Origin of the sequence: Nostoc paludosum FACHB-159 (genome assembly GCF_014698835.1) — a bacterium.
Lineage (GTDB): Bacteria > Cyanobacteriota > Cyanobacteriia > Cyanobacteriales > Nostocaceae > Nostoc > Nostoc paludosum.
Genome location: NZ_JACJTU010000072.1, coordinates 1 through 16,533, shown reverse-complemented (window position 1 = coordinate 16,533; position 16,533 = coordinate 1). Strand labels below are relative to the sequence as shown.

At 46.2% G+C, this 16,533-nt stretch carries 8 protein-coding genes and 2 pseudogenes; all 10 read right to left on the bottom strand.

Going from position 1 to position 16,533, the window contains the following annotated elements:
• Nucleotides 1-31: 31 nt before the first annotated feature.
• Nucleotides 32-5,407 (bottom strand): trifunctional serine/threonine-protein kinase/ATP-binding protein/sensor histidine kinase, encoded by a 5,376-nt coding sequence (locus H6H03_RS35335; RefSeq protein WP_190959675.1) that lies wholly within the window; start codon nucleotides 5,405-5,407, stop codon nucleotides 32-34.
• A 396-nt stretch (nucleotides 5,408-5,803) separates the two neighbouring features.
• Complete coding sequence (locus H6H03_RS35330) at nucleotides 5,804-6,037, bottom strand: hypothetical protein (RefSeq protein ID WP_190959674.1); 234 nt, start codon at nucleotides 6,035-6,037, stop codon at nucleotides 5,804-5,806.
• An 87-nt stretch (nucleotides 6,038-6,124) separates the two neighbouring features.
• Nucleotides 6,125-8,752, bottom strand: a complete 2,628-nt coding sequence (locus H6H03_RS35325; RefSeq protein WP_190959673.1) for a cation-translocating P-type ATPase — start codon at nucleotides 8,750-8,752, stop codon at nucleotides 6,125-6,127.
• A gap of 166 nt (nucleotides 8,753-8,918) precedes the next feature.
• Nucleotides 8,919-9,077, bottom strand: a pseudogene (locus tag H6H03_RS35320) (DnaJ domain-containing protein); the annotation flags it as partial.
• Between the two features lie 119 nt (nucleotides 9,078-9,196).
• Complete coding sequence (locus H6H03_RS35315) at nucleotides 9,197-9,454, bottom strand: hypothetical protein (protein WP_242058139.1); 258 nt, start codon at nucleotides 9,452-9,454, stop codon at nucleotides 9,197-9,199.
• A 92-nt stretch (nucleotides 9,455-9,546) separates the two neighbouring features.
• Complete coding sequence (locus H6H03_RS35310; protein WP_190959672.1) at nucleotides 9,547-9,714, bottom strand: hypothetical protein; 168 nt, start codon at nucleotides 9,712-9,714, stop codon at nucleotides 9,547-9,549.
• Nucleotides 9,715-12,360 carry a cation-translocating P-type ATPase gene (locus H6H03_RS35305; protein ID WP_190959671.1) on the bottom strand — a complete coding sequence of 882 codons (2,646 nt, stop codon included), beginning with the start codon at nucleotides 12,358-12,360 and terminating at the stop codon, nucleotides 9,715-9,717.
• A 196-nt stretch (nucleotides 12,361-12,556) separates the two neighbouring features.
• Nucleotides 12,557-13,006 carry a pyridoxamine 5'-phosphate oxidase family protein gene (locus tag H6H03_RS35300; protein WP_190959670.1) on the bottom strand — a complete coding sequence of 150 codons (450 nt, stop codon included), beginning with the start codon at nucleotides 13,004-13,006 and terminating at the stop codon, nucleotides 12,557-12,559.
• Nucleotides 13,007-13,158: 152 nt separating this feature from the next.
• A pseudogene (locus tag H6H03_RS40855) lies at nucleotides 13,159-13,392 on the bottom strand (cyclic nucleotide-binding protein); the annotation flags it as partial.
• Nucleotides 13,393-14,091: 699 nt separating this feature from the next.
• A partial coding sequence (locus tag H6H03_RS35295; RefSeq protein ID WP_190959669.1) for a WD40 domain-containing protein occupies nucleotides 14,092-16,533 on the bottom strand: 2,442 nt, incomplete at its 5' end.

Below are 16,533 nucleotides of genomic sequence, written 5' to 3'. Positions count from 1 at the left end.
AGTAAAAAGTTAAAAGGTAAAAATGGTTGATTTAACCCCGAACCGGGAGTGAGATGGAAAACTCAGAGCCTTGTCCCAATTGGGACTGAACTTCCAGCCGACCATCATGTTTCTCGACGATAATCTGACGGGCAATCGCCAAGCCTAACCCTGTTCCTTTGCCAACCTCTTTAGTGGTAAACAAACGCTCAAAAATCTTAGATTTAACTGATTCATTCATGCCTTTACCGTTGTCAGAAATACGAATTTCAATCACATTTTGTTCGGATAATAATGCAGTGTGAATCGCGATCTGTTGGGGATGATTTTCTAACTCTTCAAAGCTTGTTTGCTGTGCTATTTCATCGAACATATCAATCGCATTAGCCAGAATGTTCATAAACACCTGGTTAAGCTGACCGGGGAAGCAATCAATTTCAGGGACATTACCGTAGTTGCGGATAACTGCAATGGCAGGCCGATTTTCATTTCCTTTGAGCCGATACTTGAGAATTAACAGCGTACTATCTAACCCTTCGTGCAAGTTGGCTTTAACTTTGTGTTCCGTATCGGCACGAGAGAAGGTACGCAGGCTAGTACTGATGCCTTTGATGCGATCGGTTGCACCTTTCATCGAGCCAATTAACTTAGGTAAATCCTGCAACATAAACTCCAGGTCAAGTTCTTGGGCTAATTCGGCCACCGCACCCATAGGTGGCTGGTGCTGCTGATAAGTATCTAAATACTTACACAGGTCTAGTACATAATCTTTGGCATTGTTAATACTGCCGTTGAGGAAGCCGACTGGGTTATTAATTTCGTGAGCCACCCCTGCCACCAAGTTACCCAAAGCCGCCATTTTTTCGCTTTGCACAATCTGAAGCTGAGATTCTTGGAGCTGTTGAGTATATGCTTGGGCTTGCTGATAGAGACGAGCATTCTCCAATGAAATTGCAGCTTGGGCGCACAGCAGATTCAGCACCTCAACGCGATCGCGGGTAAAGGCTCCCGTTGCCAGGTTATTTTCCAGATAGACTATGCCCAGCAGCTTGCCCTGTTGCAGAATTGGGCTGCACAGCAGACTCTTGGGCTGTTGGTTTTGGATATACGCATCGCCGATCGATAGCGAATCTTGCACAGCATTGCTAATCACAGCAGGCTGCAAACTGCGTTTGACTTTTGTTACCAGACTGATTGGCACTATACCATTATCAACAAGCGACTGGGTTGGATGCAGAATCTGCGTTTCGATTTTGCCCGACTCCGTTAGTTCTGCCCTAGCTTGAACTGTGAGATTTTGCCCCTCACTCAACATCAAAGCACACTGCGTCGCCCCAGAGGTTTGCATTACCGTCAGCAAGAGAGTAGCAATTAATCGATCTAGCTCAATTTCACCCGAAAGAGTTTGGGACGCTTTGAGGATGGCAACCAAATCCAGGGAATCAGAAAGACTAGTGGAAGAAGTACTAGTGGAGGTGACAGTTGCAGTGGAAAATAAGGTTTCGTCAATAGAAAGTGGTGTCTGCGGGCCTTGGAGGATGGGAGCTAGCAGTTGGGGATAGCGAGTTTCCAAGTCAGCGAGTTTGGCTTTCGCCCCCCAGCGAGCATAGCCATAGTAGGACTCAATCATGTAAGCTTGGGCGATTCGCTCTTTCTTCCAATCCAGATAGAATTTTGCCGCCAGTTCATTGCCAAGAGCTGCTTCCTGAGAATAGCCATTGGCTTTGGCACCGGCGATCGCCAGATCGTAAAATTCTATAGCTTCGGTTTTGCGATCGAGAAGGCGATATTTTTCAGCTTCAACTAAATGATATTTGTGCAAGTAATTCATGGGGCCATAATCTGCCCAATCTTTTAGCTTGGCTTGATTTTCTTCCATTTGCTGCCATCGCAGTTCTGATGGGGAAATCGATTCACCAGGATGAGCCAGTACGGTCAGAGAATCATAGAAATAGAAGATTGGTTCAACGATACTTCCCATCCCTCCAGCTAAATACTGTCGCGTTTGAGCGGCATCGTATTGGGCTTTGCCAAAGTCTTGCAGCCAGTAATTTAAGGTGAAGCGATAAAGGTAAAAGAAGGATAGTCGGTAAAAATCGACTTTTGCCTCATCCAGAACTTTCTGTTCGTAGGCATCCTGGCGTAAGGGAATTTCTTGTTCTGACTTACCTAAGAGAATTTGCGCCGCCTGCCAGTAAGCCAAAACACAGTTTGCTGCCGTAACTTGGTGGAGGTCGGACAACTGCTGGTAATAGGCACGAATTTGGGGTTCGAGTTCAGCGAGCGGTTGACCGTACCAATACGCATTGAAGCAGTATAACTGGGCATCGTAGCCCATAAATTCTAGATTGCCAGTTTCTAACCCGGCTTGATATCCGTCCAGCAGAATAGGCAGCGTGTCTTGCAGATGGATCGTCCAAGAACCCACATAAGCCCCCATTAACATGGCAGTTGCGGCTCGAATGTTTTTGGCATCGGGTTCTAAGGCGAGTTTGTATCCTAATTGCCCGAACTGAGGCACTTTTGACATGTCGCCCCACAACATCCTCAGTTGGAAGGCGTAACCCACGTAGCAAAACGCCGAAACCGGACTGTTGCCAAATTGAATCGATAATTTGACCTGGAGTGCCACGACCAGGAAATAAAGCTTTGTGCCGGACATGTAACAAACTGGTGTCAGCCGCGCCGCATTTTGCATAATTGCTAATTGCTGCGGATCGGTCATTTTCGGCAGATGAATCAATGACTCAATGGAGCGACCCTCAATTAAAGCATCAATTTCTTGCTTCAGGAGGCGAATATCATCTAGGGTTGGTTCGTCTGGCAAGTTTACGCCCAACATCCGGAAGACTGATTGACCAATCGCGATCGCATCTAAAAATTGATTGCGGGCGACCAATGCCTGAATTCTGACTTGATAGACTGGCACTTGTTCTAGAGGCGTTTTCGCGTGATGGATCGCTGCTTCAATCCACTCCTCCATCTGTTCAAAAGCACCAGCCAAAAAAGCGACCTCGGCAGCTAAGTCATGCAGGGATAGAGTTATTTCGTACTGTCGTTGCCAAGCGTCCTCTCCCAGCAGTTGCAGCCCTACTGTGGCATATTCACGGGCGGCTTGATAGGCGGTTGAGGCTCTGGCTTTGCGGCAAGCCATGAGGTTGAGTTGAGCGAGTTCGTCTCGTTGGTATTGTTTTCCAATCAGCGTGGTTCCGTAGTTCAACTGATTGACGATTTCAAAAATGCGCTCTTCTCTAGCGGCTGGAGAAGCTTGTTGTAGCAGAAGTTGTCCGATTTGGTAATGAGTCGTCTGTTTCTGCTCGTCAGGGATGAGGGAATAGGCAGCTTGCTGGACGCGATCGTGGAGAAAGCGATAAGAACAGTTAAACGATAATGGCTGCTGGACTTTTCCTACGTGAATTTCTGAGAGCTGGTAGAACTTATAGACATCGCTGATGGGTAAAATCACGCCTTCTTGTAAGGCTTTCCAGAGGTCGATCGCGGTATCTTCGGGCGATCGCTGATTGACTATCGCGAGGGTAGACAAATCAAACTGAGCGCCAATGCAAGCCGCCAGTTTTAAAGCAGTCTGGGTGGCACTCGGCAATTTCTGCAATTGAAGTGCCATGAACTCGACGACATCATCCGTCAGCGCGAGTAACTTTACCGTTGCCAAGTCACATTGCCAATGTCCTGTCTGGAAGTCAAAGACAATATAGCCATCCTCATGCAGTGCTTTGAGAAATTGGGTGAGGAAGAAGGGATTCCCTTTGGTTTTTTGATAGACCAACTCCGAAAGCGGTTGAGCCAGTTGAGTTGAGCAACTGAGCGTATCTGCTGTTAACTGATTCACATGGGCTTGGCTCAGGGGTTCTAGGGTGAGGGCGTGGATCGGGGTTTGGGCTTTTTTGACCTCATCCAGCATCAGCATCAAGGGATGAGTCGGGAACACTTCGTTATCCCGATAAGCTCCGATGACGAATAGATAACCGCGTTCGCGTTCTGTCAGCAGTAGCTTCAGCAAGTTCAGCGAAGCCGAATCAGCCCATTGCAAGTCATCTAAGAAAATGACCAGTGGATGCTCCCTTGTGGTGAACACCGTGATGAACTTCTGAAACAACAGATTGAAACGATTCTGAGCAGCACTACCGGAGAGTTCTGGTACTGGGGGTTGTTGGCCGATGACCTGTTCGAGTTCAGGAATCACCTCAATGAGTACGTGGCCATTGTCACCCACTGCCGCCAGGATCTTTGCTTTCCACTCAACTAACTGCGCGTCATCACTGCTCAGAAGTTGACCCATCAGGTCGCGGAAGGCTTGGACAAAGGCACTAAACGGCAGATTGCGGTTGAACTGGTCGTATTTACCTTTAATGAAATAGCCATGCCAACGCACAATCGGCTTATGCACTTCATTGACGACGGCGGTTTTACCAATACCAGAAAAACCTGCCACCAGCATCAGTTCGGAGGCTCCGTTTGCAACTCGACCAAAAGCATCGAGCAAGGTTTGAACTTCTTGTTCCCGTCCGTAGAGTTTTTCGGGAATCAAAAAGCGATCGCTAATATCCCATTGGCCTAAATCAAACCAGGCGAGTTTGCCCGCAACATGATATTCCTCCTGGCATCGCAGCAAATCGTGCTTGAGACCGAGAGCACTTTGATAGCGGTCTTCCGCATTCTTGGCCATCAGTTTGCGAATGATTTCACCGAGCATGATGGGCACAGCGGGGTTAAGATCGCAGATAGAGGTTGGTTGTTTCGCTATATGGGCATGAACCATTTCCATTGGCTCGTCTACTGGAAATGGTAACTGTTTCGTGAGCAGTTCAAAAAAGGTAACTCCCAAGGAATAGAAATCGCTGCGATAGTCAATTCCCCGGTTCATCCGCCCGGTTTGTTCCGGTGAGATATAGGCAAGTGTGCCTTCTAGAACATTGGGATTTTGAATCTCTTGGGTTTCGCGGGGTAACAGGGAGGCAATGCTAAAGTCTATCAGCTTAATCTCCCCCGTTTCTGGTTGAATCAGAATGTTGGCTGGTTTAATGTCTTTGTGAATAATCCGTTGCTGATATAGCTGGTGGAGGATATCTACAATTTGCAGGGCAATTGGCCAAAATTGTTCGACACTTAAAGGGGCAGCCTGGATGTAATCACGTAGAGAGATGCCACCGATGTCTCTCATTACCAAAGCATAGCCATTTTGGTATGGTTCTAGACTCAGCGGTTGGACAATGCCTGGGATGTCGAGATTTTTCGCGATCGCATACTGATTGCGAAACTGCACCAATTCGCTGAAGCTGGGATAGTCGTGCCGCAGTAGTTTAATAATGACTGGTTTTTGATCTAATTCCCTGAGACCACGATGTACTAAGGTATTGGAACTCGAATAAATTAGCTCGTTTATGCGATAACCAGTGATTGTCAACATGAATTTGATTTTTATTTACAAATCTTTTTTTATGTATATAGATGATTCCCGCTTTGAGATTATCTTTAACTTTTAGAGACAAAAATTCATAATTATAGTCAAATTTGCAATTGTTTGCTCTAAAATTACTGGCTCAAAATGTCATTAATTAACTATAAAAAACTAAAATAAATTATACCTATTCTCTAAAATCGGGCAACAAATATTCGCCCTGGAACCTAATCCATATATCAATACAGTTCAGTTAAGGTTTATGGCAAAAAAACTGGTCTTTTAGACGCGATCAATCGCGTCTCTATAGGAATGGTTTTCGGCTTAACTGAACCGTATTGATCCATCTATGACGCATTTTATTCAAACAATTAAACATAAAATGCTTGGAAAATAAGTTCTCATCTAAATTAACTGCGATAACATCTGTTCCAAAATATCTTGGAGTAATTCGTCCTCAGAGGAATATAGAGAAACTGGGCCAGCAAGAAATTCTTGAATAGTCAGTTTCTGCTGTTGAAAATCTTTAACAAAATCCCGAATTTGAGAAATAGCTTGAATTTGAGATTCGATTGCTTCGATCATCCCAGCTACAGCATCAATACCTTGTTTGGCTGCTTTGCGAGAGCTAGAAACCATTGCTTAAGGGTTCTAGACATTTCAAATGGGTGGTTTATTTCCACCAACCTGTGCCAGACTATACTTCACCATCAACTAACTGAGAGACTAAAATTTTACGTGGCTGTAAAACACTCGTTTGACATTCTCAGCCGCAGTCACGTAGAACAACACGATCGCTCCCAGAACCAGCACAAAACTCAATGGCAACGGTTGAAATCCGAGTAAAGTTGCCAACGGTGTCCAGGGAATTATTATTGTCACTCCGATAGTCGCCAGCGTTGTCATCAACAAGTATTTTCCTGGCTTAGTCTTAAAAATGGATTGGCGGGTACGAACGACCAGCACAACCAGCGATGCAGAGATTACAGACTCCAGAAACCAGCCTGTTCTAAACTGTTGTGGTTGAGCGTGCAGCAGCAATAGCAGTGCCCCAAAGGTGAGATAATCAAATAATGAACTCAACAAACCAAACACAATCATGAAGTTGCGGATAAACTTGATATCCATCCGGCGAGGTTTGTTGACTAACTCCTTGTCTACCCGGTCTGTTGCGATCGTCAATTCCGGGAAATCGGTAAGTAGGTTCGTCAGCAAAATTTGACTAGGTAGAAGCGGCAAAAAGGGCAGAAACAGAGAAATTCCCGCCATGCTAAACATATTGCCAAAATTGGCGCTAGTTGCCATAAATACATATTTTAAAGTGTTGGCAAATGTCACTCGTCCTTCCTTTACGCCTTCAATGAGGACATTTAAATCCTTTGCCATCAACACAATATCAGCAGCTTCCTTAGCGACATCAACTGCGCTCTCGACTGAAATGCCGACATCAGCAGCATGAAGCGCAGAGGCATCGTTAATGCCGTCTCCCAGATATCCAACTACATTCCCCGCTTTTTTGAGGGCGATAATAATCCGCTCTTTTTGGTTTGGCTCTACCTCAGCAAAGACATTTGTATCTTGTACTCGATGCATCAAGGCTTCATCACTGAGCTTTTCTAGTTCGGAGCCTGTCAACGCCTTTGGTTCAGGCAGTCCTACCTGCTGAATGATACTCATCGCCACCGCCTTGCTGTCCCCAGTAATCATCTTCGGGGTGATTCCTAGCAGTTCCAACTCTTTGAGGGTGTCAGCAATGCCAGCTTTAGGCGGATCGAAGAGAGCAAGGTAGCCGAGAAATGTCATGTTCGTTTCATCATCTTTGCTGAAAGAATCTTGATTAAAATCACGATAAGCCACACCCAAGGCTCTAAATCCCTTCCTGCCCAAGTCTTGGGCCTGTTGGTGGAGTTTTTGTTGCTGGTTTACAATGTCGATTGTTTTCCCCTCAACAGTCTCAACATTTGAGCAAACATCCAAAATATTTTTCAGTGCGCCTTTCGTGATAATTAAATGCGTATTTTCTGTCTTGGAAAATTGCTCTACTTGGGGAGACCCCAGACGCTCCTCCGTCGCTAACGCTGGCGCTATCGCTTTTAGCGTCTCCCCTTGGGAGAAGACCGCATTTTCCGCTTTTTTGAATAGAATACTTAGACGTTTGCGGTTAAAGTCATAGGGCACTTCATCTAGCTTTTGATAGTCAGAAATATCGAAGGTTTTGTGTTCGCGAATCGCTGCATCGATGGGATTAACATAACCTGACTCAGATGCGGCATTCAAATAAGCGTAAAGTAGAACGCGATCGCTTTCTTTCCCTTCTACATCAACCGCAGCGTGAATTTTCACCTCTCCTTCCGTCAGCGTTCCCGTCTTATCTGTGCAAAACACATTCATACTGCCAAAGTTTTCAATAGCAGGTAAGCGCTTCACGATCACCTGCTTTTTCGCCATTTTCTTAGCACCACGAGCCAGGTTAACGCTAACGATCGCAGGTAGTAATTGAGGAGTCAAACCCACCGCCAGCGCCAGAGAAAATAGAAAGGATTCCAGTACTGGGCGATGGAGGTAGACGTTAGCGACAAAAATTAGCACTACCAAAATTAGCGTTACTTCCATCAGAAAGTAGCCAAACTTGCTCAATCCCCTTTCAAATTCCGTTTCGCTCGGTCTGAGTTTCAGGCGTTCCGATACTTTGCCGAATTCAGTTTCCTTTCCGGTATGAACAACTACTGCTTTCGCCGTTCCACTTATAACATTAGTTCCCATATAGAGGGAATTGGTGCGTTGGGCCAGTCCAGTTTCCGCAGGTAATACGCCACTTAGCTTGTCAACCGGATAGGTTTCTCCTGTCAGTGCTGCTTCATTCACCGATAGGTCTTTTGACTCTAAAACTAGACAATCGCCCGGAATATTTTTACCTGCACTCAGCAATACAATGTCACCCCTGACCACTTCCTCATTAGGGATTTCTTGAGATTGGCCATCCCTTAAAACAGTTGCTTTAACTTGCACTAATGCCAATAATTTTTCGACGGCGTTTGAGGCTCCTTGCTCTTGCCAAAATCCTAATAGCCCACTGATAAAGACAATCGTCAAAATGATTATGGCATCTGCCGCATCTTTCAGAAAAATCGATAACACCGCCGCAAAAATCAGAATCAAGATAATCGGACTCTTGAACTGATTGAGCAACAGCATCCATGCGCTCGATTTGTGTTTTTGTTTGAGGCTGTTTGCGCCGAACTCGCTTAGGCGTTGTTTGGCATCTTGACGGCTTAACCCTGCGGTTGTAGAGTGCATCTGCTGAAGCACCCGATCGCTGGATAAGCTCCAAAACGTGGAGAGTTGGGGATTCATTGGTTTGATTTGCGGTAAATCTTTTGGCTACCTAACGTGACTCGGCAAATTGCTGTCGAATATTGAATTTTAGAATTGCTTACCAGAGTCAAATTAACAACTTTGGCTTATGATATTACTGTGATAGACGGTTGTTTTATTTCCTGAATGAATTGATTGAAATCGTTTCTTTGAACTTTGTTTCTGCATCTTTGTCTCCAGGATTGAGGTCAGGATGATATTTGCGGGGAAGCTTGCGGTAAGTCCGTTTGATTTCTTCGGGGGTTGCAGTTTTGCTTACTCCCAAAATGGCATAGTAGTCTTTAAAATCTGTTGTAGTTGGCATCAGTTACCTCTTGTTCACGTAGCGGCAATTTAGGAGAATTGCAGGTTTTTTGCGGTGGGTGTATTTTCAGTTAGAAATAAGTTGCAATTCAATCATGCTAACAATAGCTCTCACAAAGTCTAGCGAAGCTTCACACTTTTTCTTTCAAGGCGATGACTGTGTTTCCAATAAGCAAAGCCAGTAGCAATAATCATCACAAAGGCAGGAGCCGCAAGCCATAACCAGAAACTAGGAAGTAACTTGATTAATAGAAGCTGACTATCAGGACTACTACCATTAGGTAACGCAAACCAATATGTTGAGATTGTGCCTGTAAAACCTACAATAATTGAACTAAAAGCAGAAGCTATTGAGAACTTGTATTTTTTCTGTGCCACGCAGTCTATTTTTGCTTAAATTAAGAAGCTGATTAATCCAGACAAAAAAAGCTCCACCCAAAAACAATGCTAGAATAGCTGCCCAAACAGGTTTAGCGTAGGCGTAGCCCGTCGCAGACATCGCAATTCTCGGTATCAGTTCGGTAGATGCGATCGCGCAGCGTCTCCGCAGGAGAATCGCTAGCAGTACGCCGAATTGCAATCGAAGAAAGCGCTGGGCCAACAAACAACAGTATCAAAATCAAAGAATAGTAAATCATTTATAGATTTCCTTTGATAGGTTTTCTTGATTTAGATTGAATAACTCGTTGGGGTCGATTGAGAAACTTTAACTGTTCAAACCAAAGCAGAGCGATCGCACCACCCCCCAAACAAATTGCCAAGTCGATTGGGTGTAAGAAGGAGAAACTAAACAATTGACGCAAGAAGGGAACATACAAGACGATCGCTAGAAAAGCCAGTCCCCCACCAATCACCCACCAAAGCGCAGCATTAGGAGATTTCAGGATTTTTAAGCTGAGGCGAGATGAAGAACTTTCACTCAAAATTAGTCCTAAATTTGCCAAAATCAACGTCGTAAACGTTAAGGCACGGGCATCAAGTTCGCCTTGTCTGCGATATAGTGCAACCACAAAAACGACGAGAGCGATCGCTAAAATCCCCACCCCTTGCAGCACTGCCAAACCCAAAGTTTTCCTACCAAATAAGGGTTCTTTGGGGTGGCGGGGAGGACGCTGCATTACTGTTGCTTCTGCGGGTTCGGCTTCTAAAACGATGGAGCAAGCTGGATCAATAATTAAATGTAGAAATGCAACGTGAACGGGAAGTAATACTAACGGCAGCTTAAACAAAACTGGAATCAAAGACATTCCCGCGATCGGGATGTGAATCGCTAGCAGATATGCCATTGCTTTACGGAGATTATCAAAAATTCGTCGTCCTAGTTTCACCGCTTGCACAATGGACGAAAAATCATCATCTAATAACACTAACGCCGCCGACTCACGGGCAACATCTGTGCCTCGCTGTCCCATCGCAATCCCGATTTGGGCAGATTTGAGAGCCGGGGCATCATTCACACCATCCCCAGTCATGGCAACGACTTCACCCTTGGCTTTCAAAGCATTAACCAAGCGCAATTTTTGTTCGGGAACGGCTCGTGCAAAGATATTTGTACTTTGAATACGTTGTTCGAGTTCAGCGTCACTCATGAGATCCAATTCCGATCCCGTCAGAATGGCTCCCATTTGCATCAATCCAATCTGACGGGCAATAGTTTGAGCCGTTCCGGGATAATCACCCGTAATCATAACTACTCGAATACCTGCGGTATAACATTCTTGAACTGCCGCCGCAACGTTTGGACGCACTGGATCGGACAGTCCAACTAATCCGATAAATTGAAAAGGAAAGTCATGTTGCTCATCGGGTAAATGATTTGGATTAAGGGACGGATGAGGCGGTAAAAATGGCGGTGGCGCATCAACAAGAGAGGCTTTGGCAACGCCTAATACACGCAATCCTTGATTTGCCATTTCACTGATTTGGGTTGCCATAATTGTCTGCTGTTCGGGTGTGAAATGACAGAGATCCGCGATCGCTTCCGGCGCTCCTTTCGCTGCAATTTCATACTCCTTGCCATCGGCTGACTGCCAAACGTGAGACATTGCTAGTAAATGCGGTGAGAGCGGATATTCTCGTAACAGTATCCAATCGTCATGCAGATGTTCCGTATGTGCGAGATAGCGATCGCCCAATTCCTTAAATGCTTTCTCCATTGGATCAAAAGGATCTCTCTGACTCGCCAGAATGGAAAACTCGACTAATTCATGAACCGTTTCAGGGAGAGACTCTCGTAAATGCAATTCTAAATTATATGGGTGAGGGTTTTCTGTATGGTTGTATGCAAATAGCTGTTGTACTGCCATCTGATTCAGCGTCAGCGTCCCAGTTTTATCCACACACAGAACCGTTGCAGAACCCAAGGTTTCCACGGCGGAAGCGCGACGAGCTAAGACGTGTTTCTGAGAAATGCGCCATGCTCCCAAGGCTAAGAAAATCGTCACAACAACCGGAAATTCATTCGGCAAAATTGCCATCGCTAGGGTAATACCTGCGAGAAATCCTTTGAGCCAATCTCCTCGCGTCATTCCATAAATAACCACGATCGCCACACACAACAATAAAGCGATGCCAAACAGACGGCTCACCAAGCGAGTCATTTCTTGTTGTAGGGGAGTCGGTTCCGGCTTGACTTTTTGCAAAGCGTTGCCAATTTTGCCCATCTCTGTTTGAGCGCCCACCGCTTGGACTTGAGCAATTCCCTGTCCTTGAACTACCAAGGTTCCAGAATATACAAAGGGCAACTCATCTCCCCCTGGACGCGCCATTTCCACGATACCGGCGGCAGCAACTTTGCGAACAGGTAGGGATTCCCCGGTTAATAATGACTCATCGGTTGAAAAATTTGAGCAAGATAGTACCATTGCATCGGCAGGAACGCGATCGCCTTCTGCCAACACCAAGACATCTCCCCGAACGACTTCTCGCCCCGCAATTCGTTTTCGCTCTCCATCCCGAATCACCAAGGCGCGAGGACTGGAAAGATCGCGCAAGGCTTCTAGGGCGTGTTCAGTCTTACCTTCCTGGTAAAGGCTAATCCCGGTGATGAAGAAGACGAAACCCAGTAAAATTAGGGCTTCTTGTAGGTCGCCTAAAACCCAATAAATGATACCACCACCGACTAGCAAGAGGAAGATCGGATCTTGAACGGTTTCCCAAGCGAACGATAAAATACTGCGAGAGCGAGCTGAGGGGAGTTCATTGTAGCCATCCTGTTTGAGCCGAGCGATCGCCTCTTGCTCAGATAAGCCATCCACGGTATTGAGATCGACGGTGGAAACCATAATCCCGCTTTTTCCTATGAAACATAAAAACAGAGCAATTCAACTTGATATTAAATACCAAACTTGAAGAACTCGTGAGGTACTATAAACGTTTATTCTGATTCACTTCCAAACTGGCTTCTTCACCGAGACAGTTCTGAGTGCTGTTAGCGGTAGCAAGGCGTTTAGCCCGTAACGAGTGCTGAGTAAAAAATTTTCACTGACTGCTAACTCCATCAGTGGTTCGTCCACTTATCTCACTTTCGTGGATGCGGTAGATTGCGATCGCTTCTGAACGTCCCTCAGCATCAATCCAAGTTCGATTGATCGCAGGTGAGAGCGTTGTATTGCGCTCTTTGATCAAGTTCATTGCGCGATCGATGTCTGAATGCTCCGTGAGGCGTGAGGCTCGACCATTCACAATCACGCTGCGCCAATGCAGAGGCCCGTTAATTTCTTCAACCTGTAGGCAGATTTCTGGATTCGCGTCTATGTCATGAGTCTTCATCCCGACCGTTGTAAACAGATAGATATCCGAATTTTCGAGATAATAATACATTGGCATCACGTAGGGTTTGCCTTCATGTATGCAGCCAAGATGACCGTATCCAACTTGGTGTAGTAGTTCGTGTATTTCTTTTGAACTCATTTCATCAATATCTAACATTAATATTCTCCTAAAGATTCAGTTGATTGGTAGTGTATTAAAGAGAAATATTCCCCGCTTTATATCTGTTATTAGATTCTGAATTCTGTTAGCGATAGCGGGGCGTTTAGCCCATCCTGACTCCTGAATTCTATTCGATAATTATTTGGACATTAAACCAGATGCTGCAAGCGACTCAGACGCTTTGAGTAACTTTTCATCACCTCTACGGCAAACATGGGTGTTTCCTGAACAGCAAAGAGAAACTCTTCCTCATTAAGGAAAACCAATTTGGTATCTACCTTGGCGATCGCTGTATAAGTCCTATTTTTAACTCCTACAAGTACCCCGACATCGAAAACTTCCCCCCTATCAATGGTTTCTACAATCTTGCCATTGACTAATATAACGTCAGTTCGGGTTAAGAACTCAAATTTGATTACTTGGACGAAAGAATAAGGCTTTCATCCTGTCCAAACTAACGACATAATCAAGGTTTCAGCTTATCCCGAACTCAGGTTTATATAGCTTTAGGCGAACCCAGAAAAGTACCTACTTTTTGTCGATTAACTCTCGAACTTCGCAAATTTTCTAATTAGCTGCCTGACATATCATTAAATCAGAAAGCATCAAATCCTTCTTGTATCTTGCTAGGTAAATAAGTTCAGTTTTCTCTACCACTTTTGAATGTTTTATGAGGATTTGTATAAGTTATACATCAACTAAAACATTTACTCAAACATAATATTTGACGGCAAAACATTATACTTAGTTCGGGGACTCTACAAACACTATGGTAAAACGATTGCAATTCGCGGCTCAAGATAACTTTTTGAGCCTTTGTATCTCAGCTTCAGCCCGACGACACGCTGTTCTAAAAAAATTGAGTGGCACTCTCGCACGGTCGGGCTTTCATGGTCTGCACTCCATCAGATTCATTACTTACTACTGATGTGACCGGGGTCTGTGACCCTTTTATGTGGGGACTGAGGGGAAGGAACCTCAGGATGAGACGGCTCCTCAGTAAAATAGGCTACTGCCTCTACGCATAACTTTCACGTCGGGCATCTCGGCTCAATACCAAAATCACAAGGGGTCGCTTCCAATTAAGATTCGATCGCTCCTAATGCCCTGAGTGAGGTTTGCTGGGCGATAGTTAATCCTTGAACGCCCTGAATGTTCATCCCTTCGTACAGGCGATCGGCTCTAAAGGTTTTCAGGCACTCACCTGTTCTGACATCCCACAGCTTAATGGTCTCATCATGACTGCCACTGGCGAGCATCAAACCGTCTGGGCTGAAGCTAATGGAATAGACTGCCCCTGTATGACCCTGTAAGACCTTGAGGCATTCCCCGCTTTGCAGATGCCATACGCGAATGGAAGCATCCCAACTACTGCTTGCCAGCATTTGACCCTTGGGGCTGAAGCTAGTGGAGCAGACCCAGCCCGTGTGTCCTTGCAACTCCTTGAGACACTGACCGCTGCGACTATCCCAGAGCCGAACAACCGCATCAAAATGTCCAGTGACAAAGGTTTGATCGTTCGCGCTGAAGCAAGCAGACCAGATACCACTGGGCGTGTTTATCACCTTGAGGCACTCACCGTCTTGCACCTGCCACAGTCGCACCGTGCGATCGCTGCCGCCACTGAGCAAAGACTGACCATCGGAACTGAAGCTAACTGACCAAACCCAGGCTGAATGTCCCTGTAACACCCGGCGGCACTGACCTGTTTGCACATCCCATAACCGCACGGTCGTATCCTGACTGCTGCTGGCGATCGTCTGACTATCGGGGCTGAAGTTGACGCAGAGAACCCAGGATGTATGACCCTGTAATACTCTGAGGCATTTACCCTCTGGAAAATTCCATAGTCGCACCGTCTGGTCTGTGCTGCCGCTTGCTAAAAACTGACCATTGCCACTCAAACTAACCGCATGAATCCAACCGGAATGACCCTGTAATACACCCCGGCACTGTCCGTCTTGGACATTCCACAGACGAATGGACTGATCCGTGCTGCCACTGACTAAAGACTGACCATCCGAGCTGAAACGCAAGGAGCGGACTCCAGACGAATTTCCTCGAAGAACTTTGAGGCACTGCCCCCGTTGCACATTCCACAGGCGAATCGAGAAATCATAGCTACCGCTAGCAAGGGTCTGACCATCCGGACTGAAGTTGACTGAGCGAATTGCCTGCGTATGACCTTGCAGCACCTTAAGACATTGCCCCGTTTGCATATGCCAAAGACGAATCGTGCCATCGAAGCTGCCGCTGGCGAGAATTTGACCATCTGGGCTGTAGCTGACCGCCTGAATGACGCTCGTATGACCGTGCAAGACGCTCAGACACTGACCGTCCTGCACATTCCACAGGCGAATCGCTGCGTCATCACCACCACAGGCAATCGTTTGACCCTCCGGGCTATTGGCGAAGCCTGCGCTTGGTGCATAACTAACTGCACGAATGCCACCCACATGACCCTGCAAGGTTTTGATACACTGACCGTTTTGCACATTCCACAGGCGAATGGTGGTATCATTACTGCCGCTGGCTAAAGTCTGACCATCCGGACTAAAGCTGATTGCCCAAACTCGCCCACTGTGTCCCTCTAATGTTCTCAGGCATTGCCCCGATGCCACATCCCACAAGCGAATGGTGGAGTCCTCGTCGCCGCTGGCTAAAGTCTGACCATCCAGACTAAAGCAGACAGAGAAAATGGAATTCCTGTGCCCCTCTAATGTTCTCAGGCATTGCCCCGATGCCACATCCCATAAGCAAATGGTGAAGTCTTCACCACCACTGGCAAGAATCAAACCATCTGGGCTGAAACTGACCGATAAGATCCAACTCTGATGCCCTTGAATCGTCAACAACTGTTTGCCATCTGCCACTTGCCAAAGACGGATTTTGCCATCTACACCGCCTGTTGCCAATCGTTCACCGTCTGGGGTAAAGGCGACTGAATCAATGCCGCTTAATCGTTCAGTGAACACAGAGGTTGTCAGGTCAGCGTTGCGAAAATTGACTCCTGCCAGGTTGACCTGCCGTAAGTCAACTTGCCACACGGCTAGATCCGAAAAATCATAGCCGCGTAGATCGATTTCCAAATGCACCAGCAGGTTGAGGAGATTCCCTGCCAGATAATTCGGCTGAAGTGTTTGCTGCTGACGCTTCAGCATCGCTTTCAACTGCTGCTCGATTGCTTGAGAATTGCCAAACTGGATTCGCAACTGTTCAGCGATCGGTTCTACAATCAATCGCTTTTGCATCTCTCGAATGTAATCTTTCGCCTGTGCTTTGATCAGGGCTTGGCTTCTAAGCCATTTTGGCGATTGGCTAGCAATCTCTCTAACGGCACACTCTACGAGTTGATGAGTGGCATACTCCAGCACGACGGGCTGGAGAAAAAACCGCTCACCCTCCCTTTCAATGAGCGATCGCCGCAACAATGACTGAATTGCATCCGGTAATCTGCGCTTAGAAGCGGTCGCGATCGCATCTTCACCCAACTCCGACAATGAGAGCGGTTCCCGGTTAATGGC

Bases quoted from the DNA above. Each gene is read 5' to 3' on its own strand.
- H6H03_RS35335 (WP_190959675.1), bottom strand. From the start codon at position 5,407: ATGTTGACAATCACTGGTTATCGCATAAACGAGCTAATTTATTCGAGT.
- H6H03_RS35330 (WP_190959674.1), bottom strand. From the start codon at position 6,037: ATGGTTTCTAGCTCTCGCAAAGCAGCCAAACAAGGTATTGATGCTGTA.
- H6H03_RS35325 (WP_190959673.1), bottom strand. From the start codon at position 8,752: ATGAATCCCCAACTCTCCACGTTTTGGAGCTTATCCAGCGATCGGGTG.
- H6H03_RS35310 (WP_190959672.1), bottom strand. From the start codon at position 9,714: ATGATTTACTATTCTTTGATTTTGATACTGTTGTTTGTTGGCCCAGCG.
- H6H03_RS35305 (WP_190959671.1), bottom strand. From the start codon at position 12,360: ATGGTTTCCACCGTCGATCTCAATACCGTGGATGGCTTATCTGAGCAA.
- H6H03_RS35300 (WP_190959670.1), bottom strand. From the start codon at position 13,006: ATGTTAGATATTGATGAAATGAGTTCAAAAGAAATACACGAACTACTA.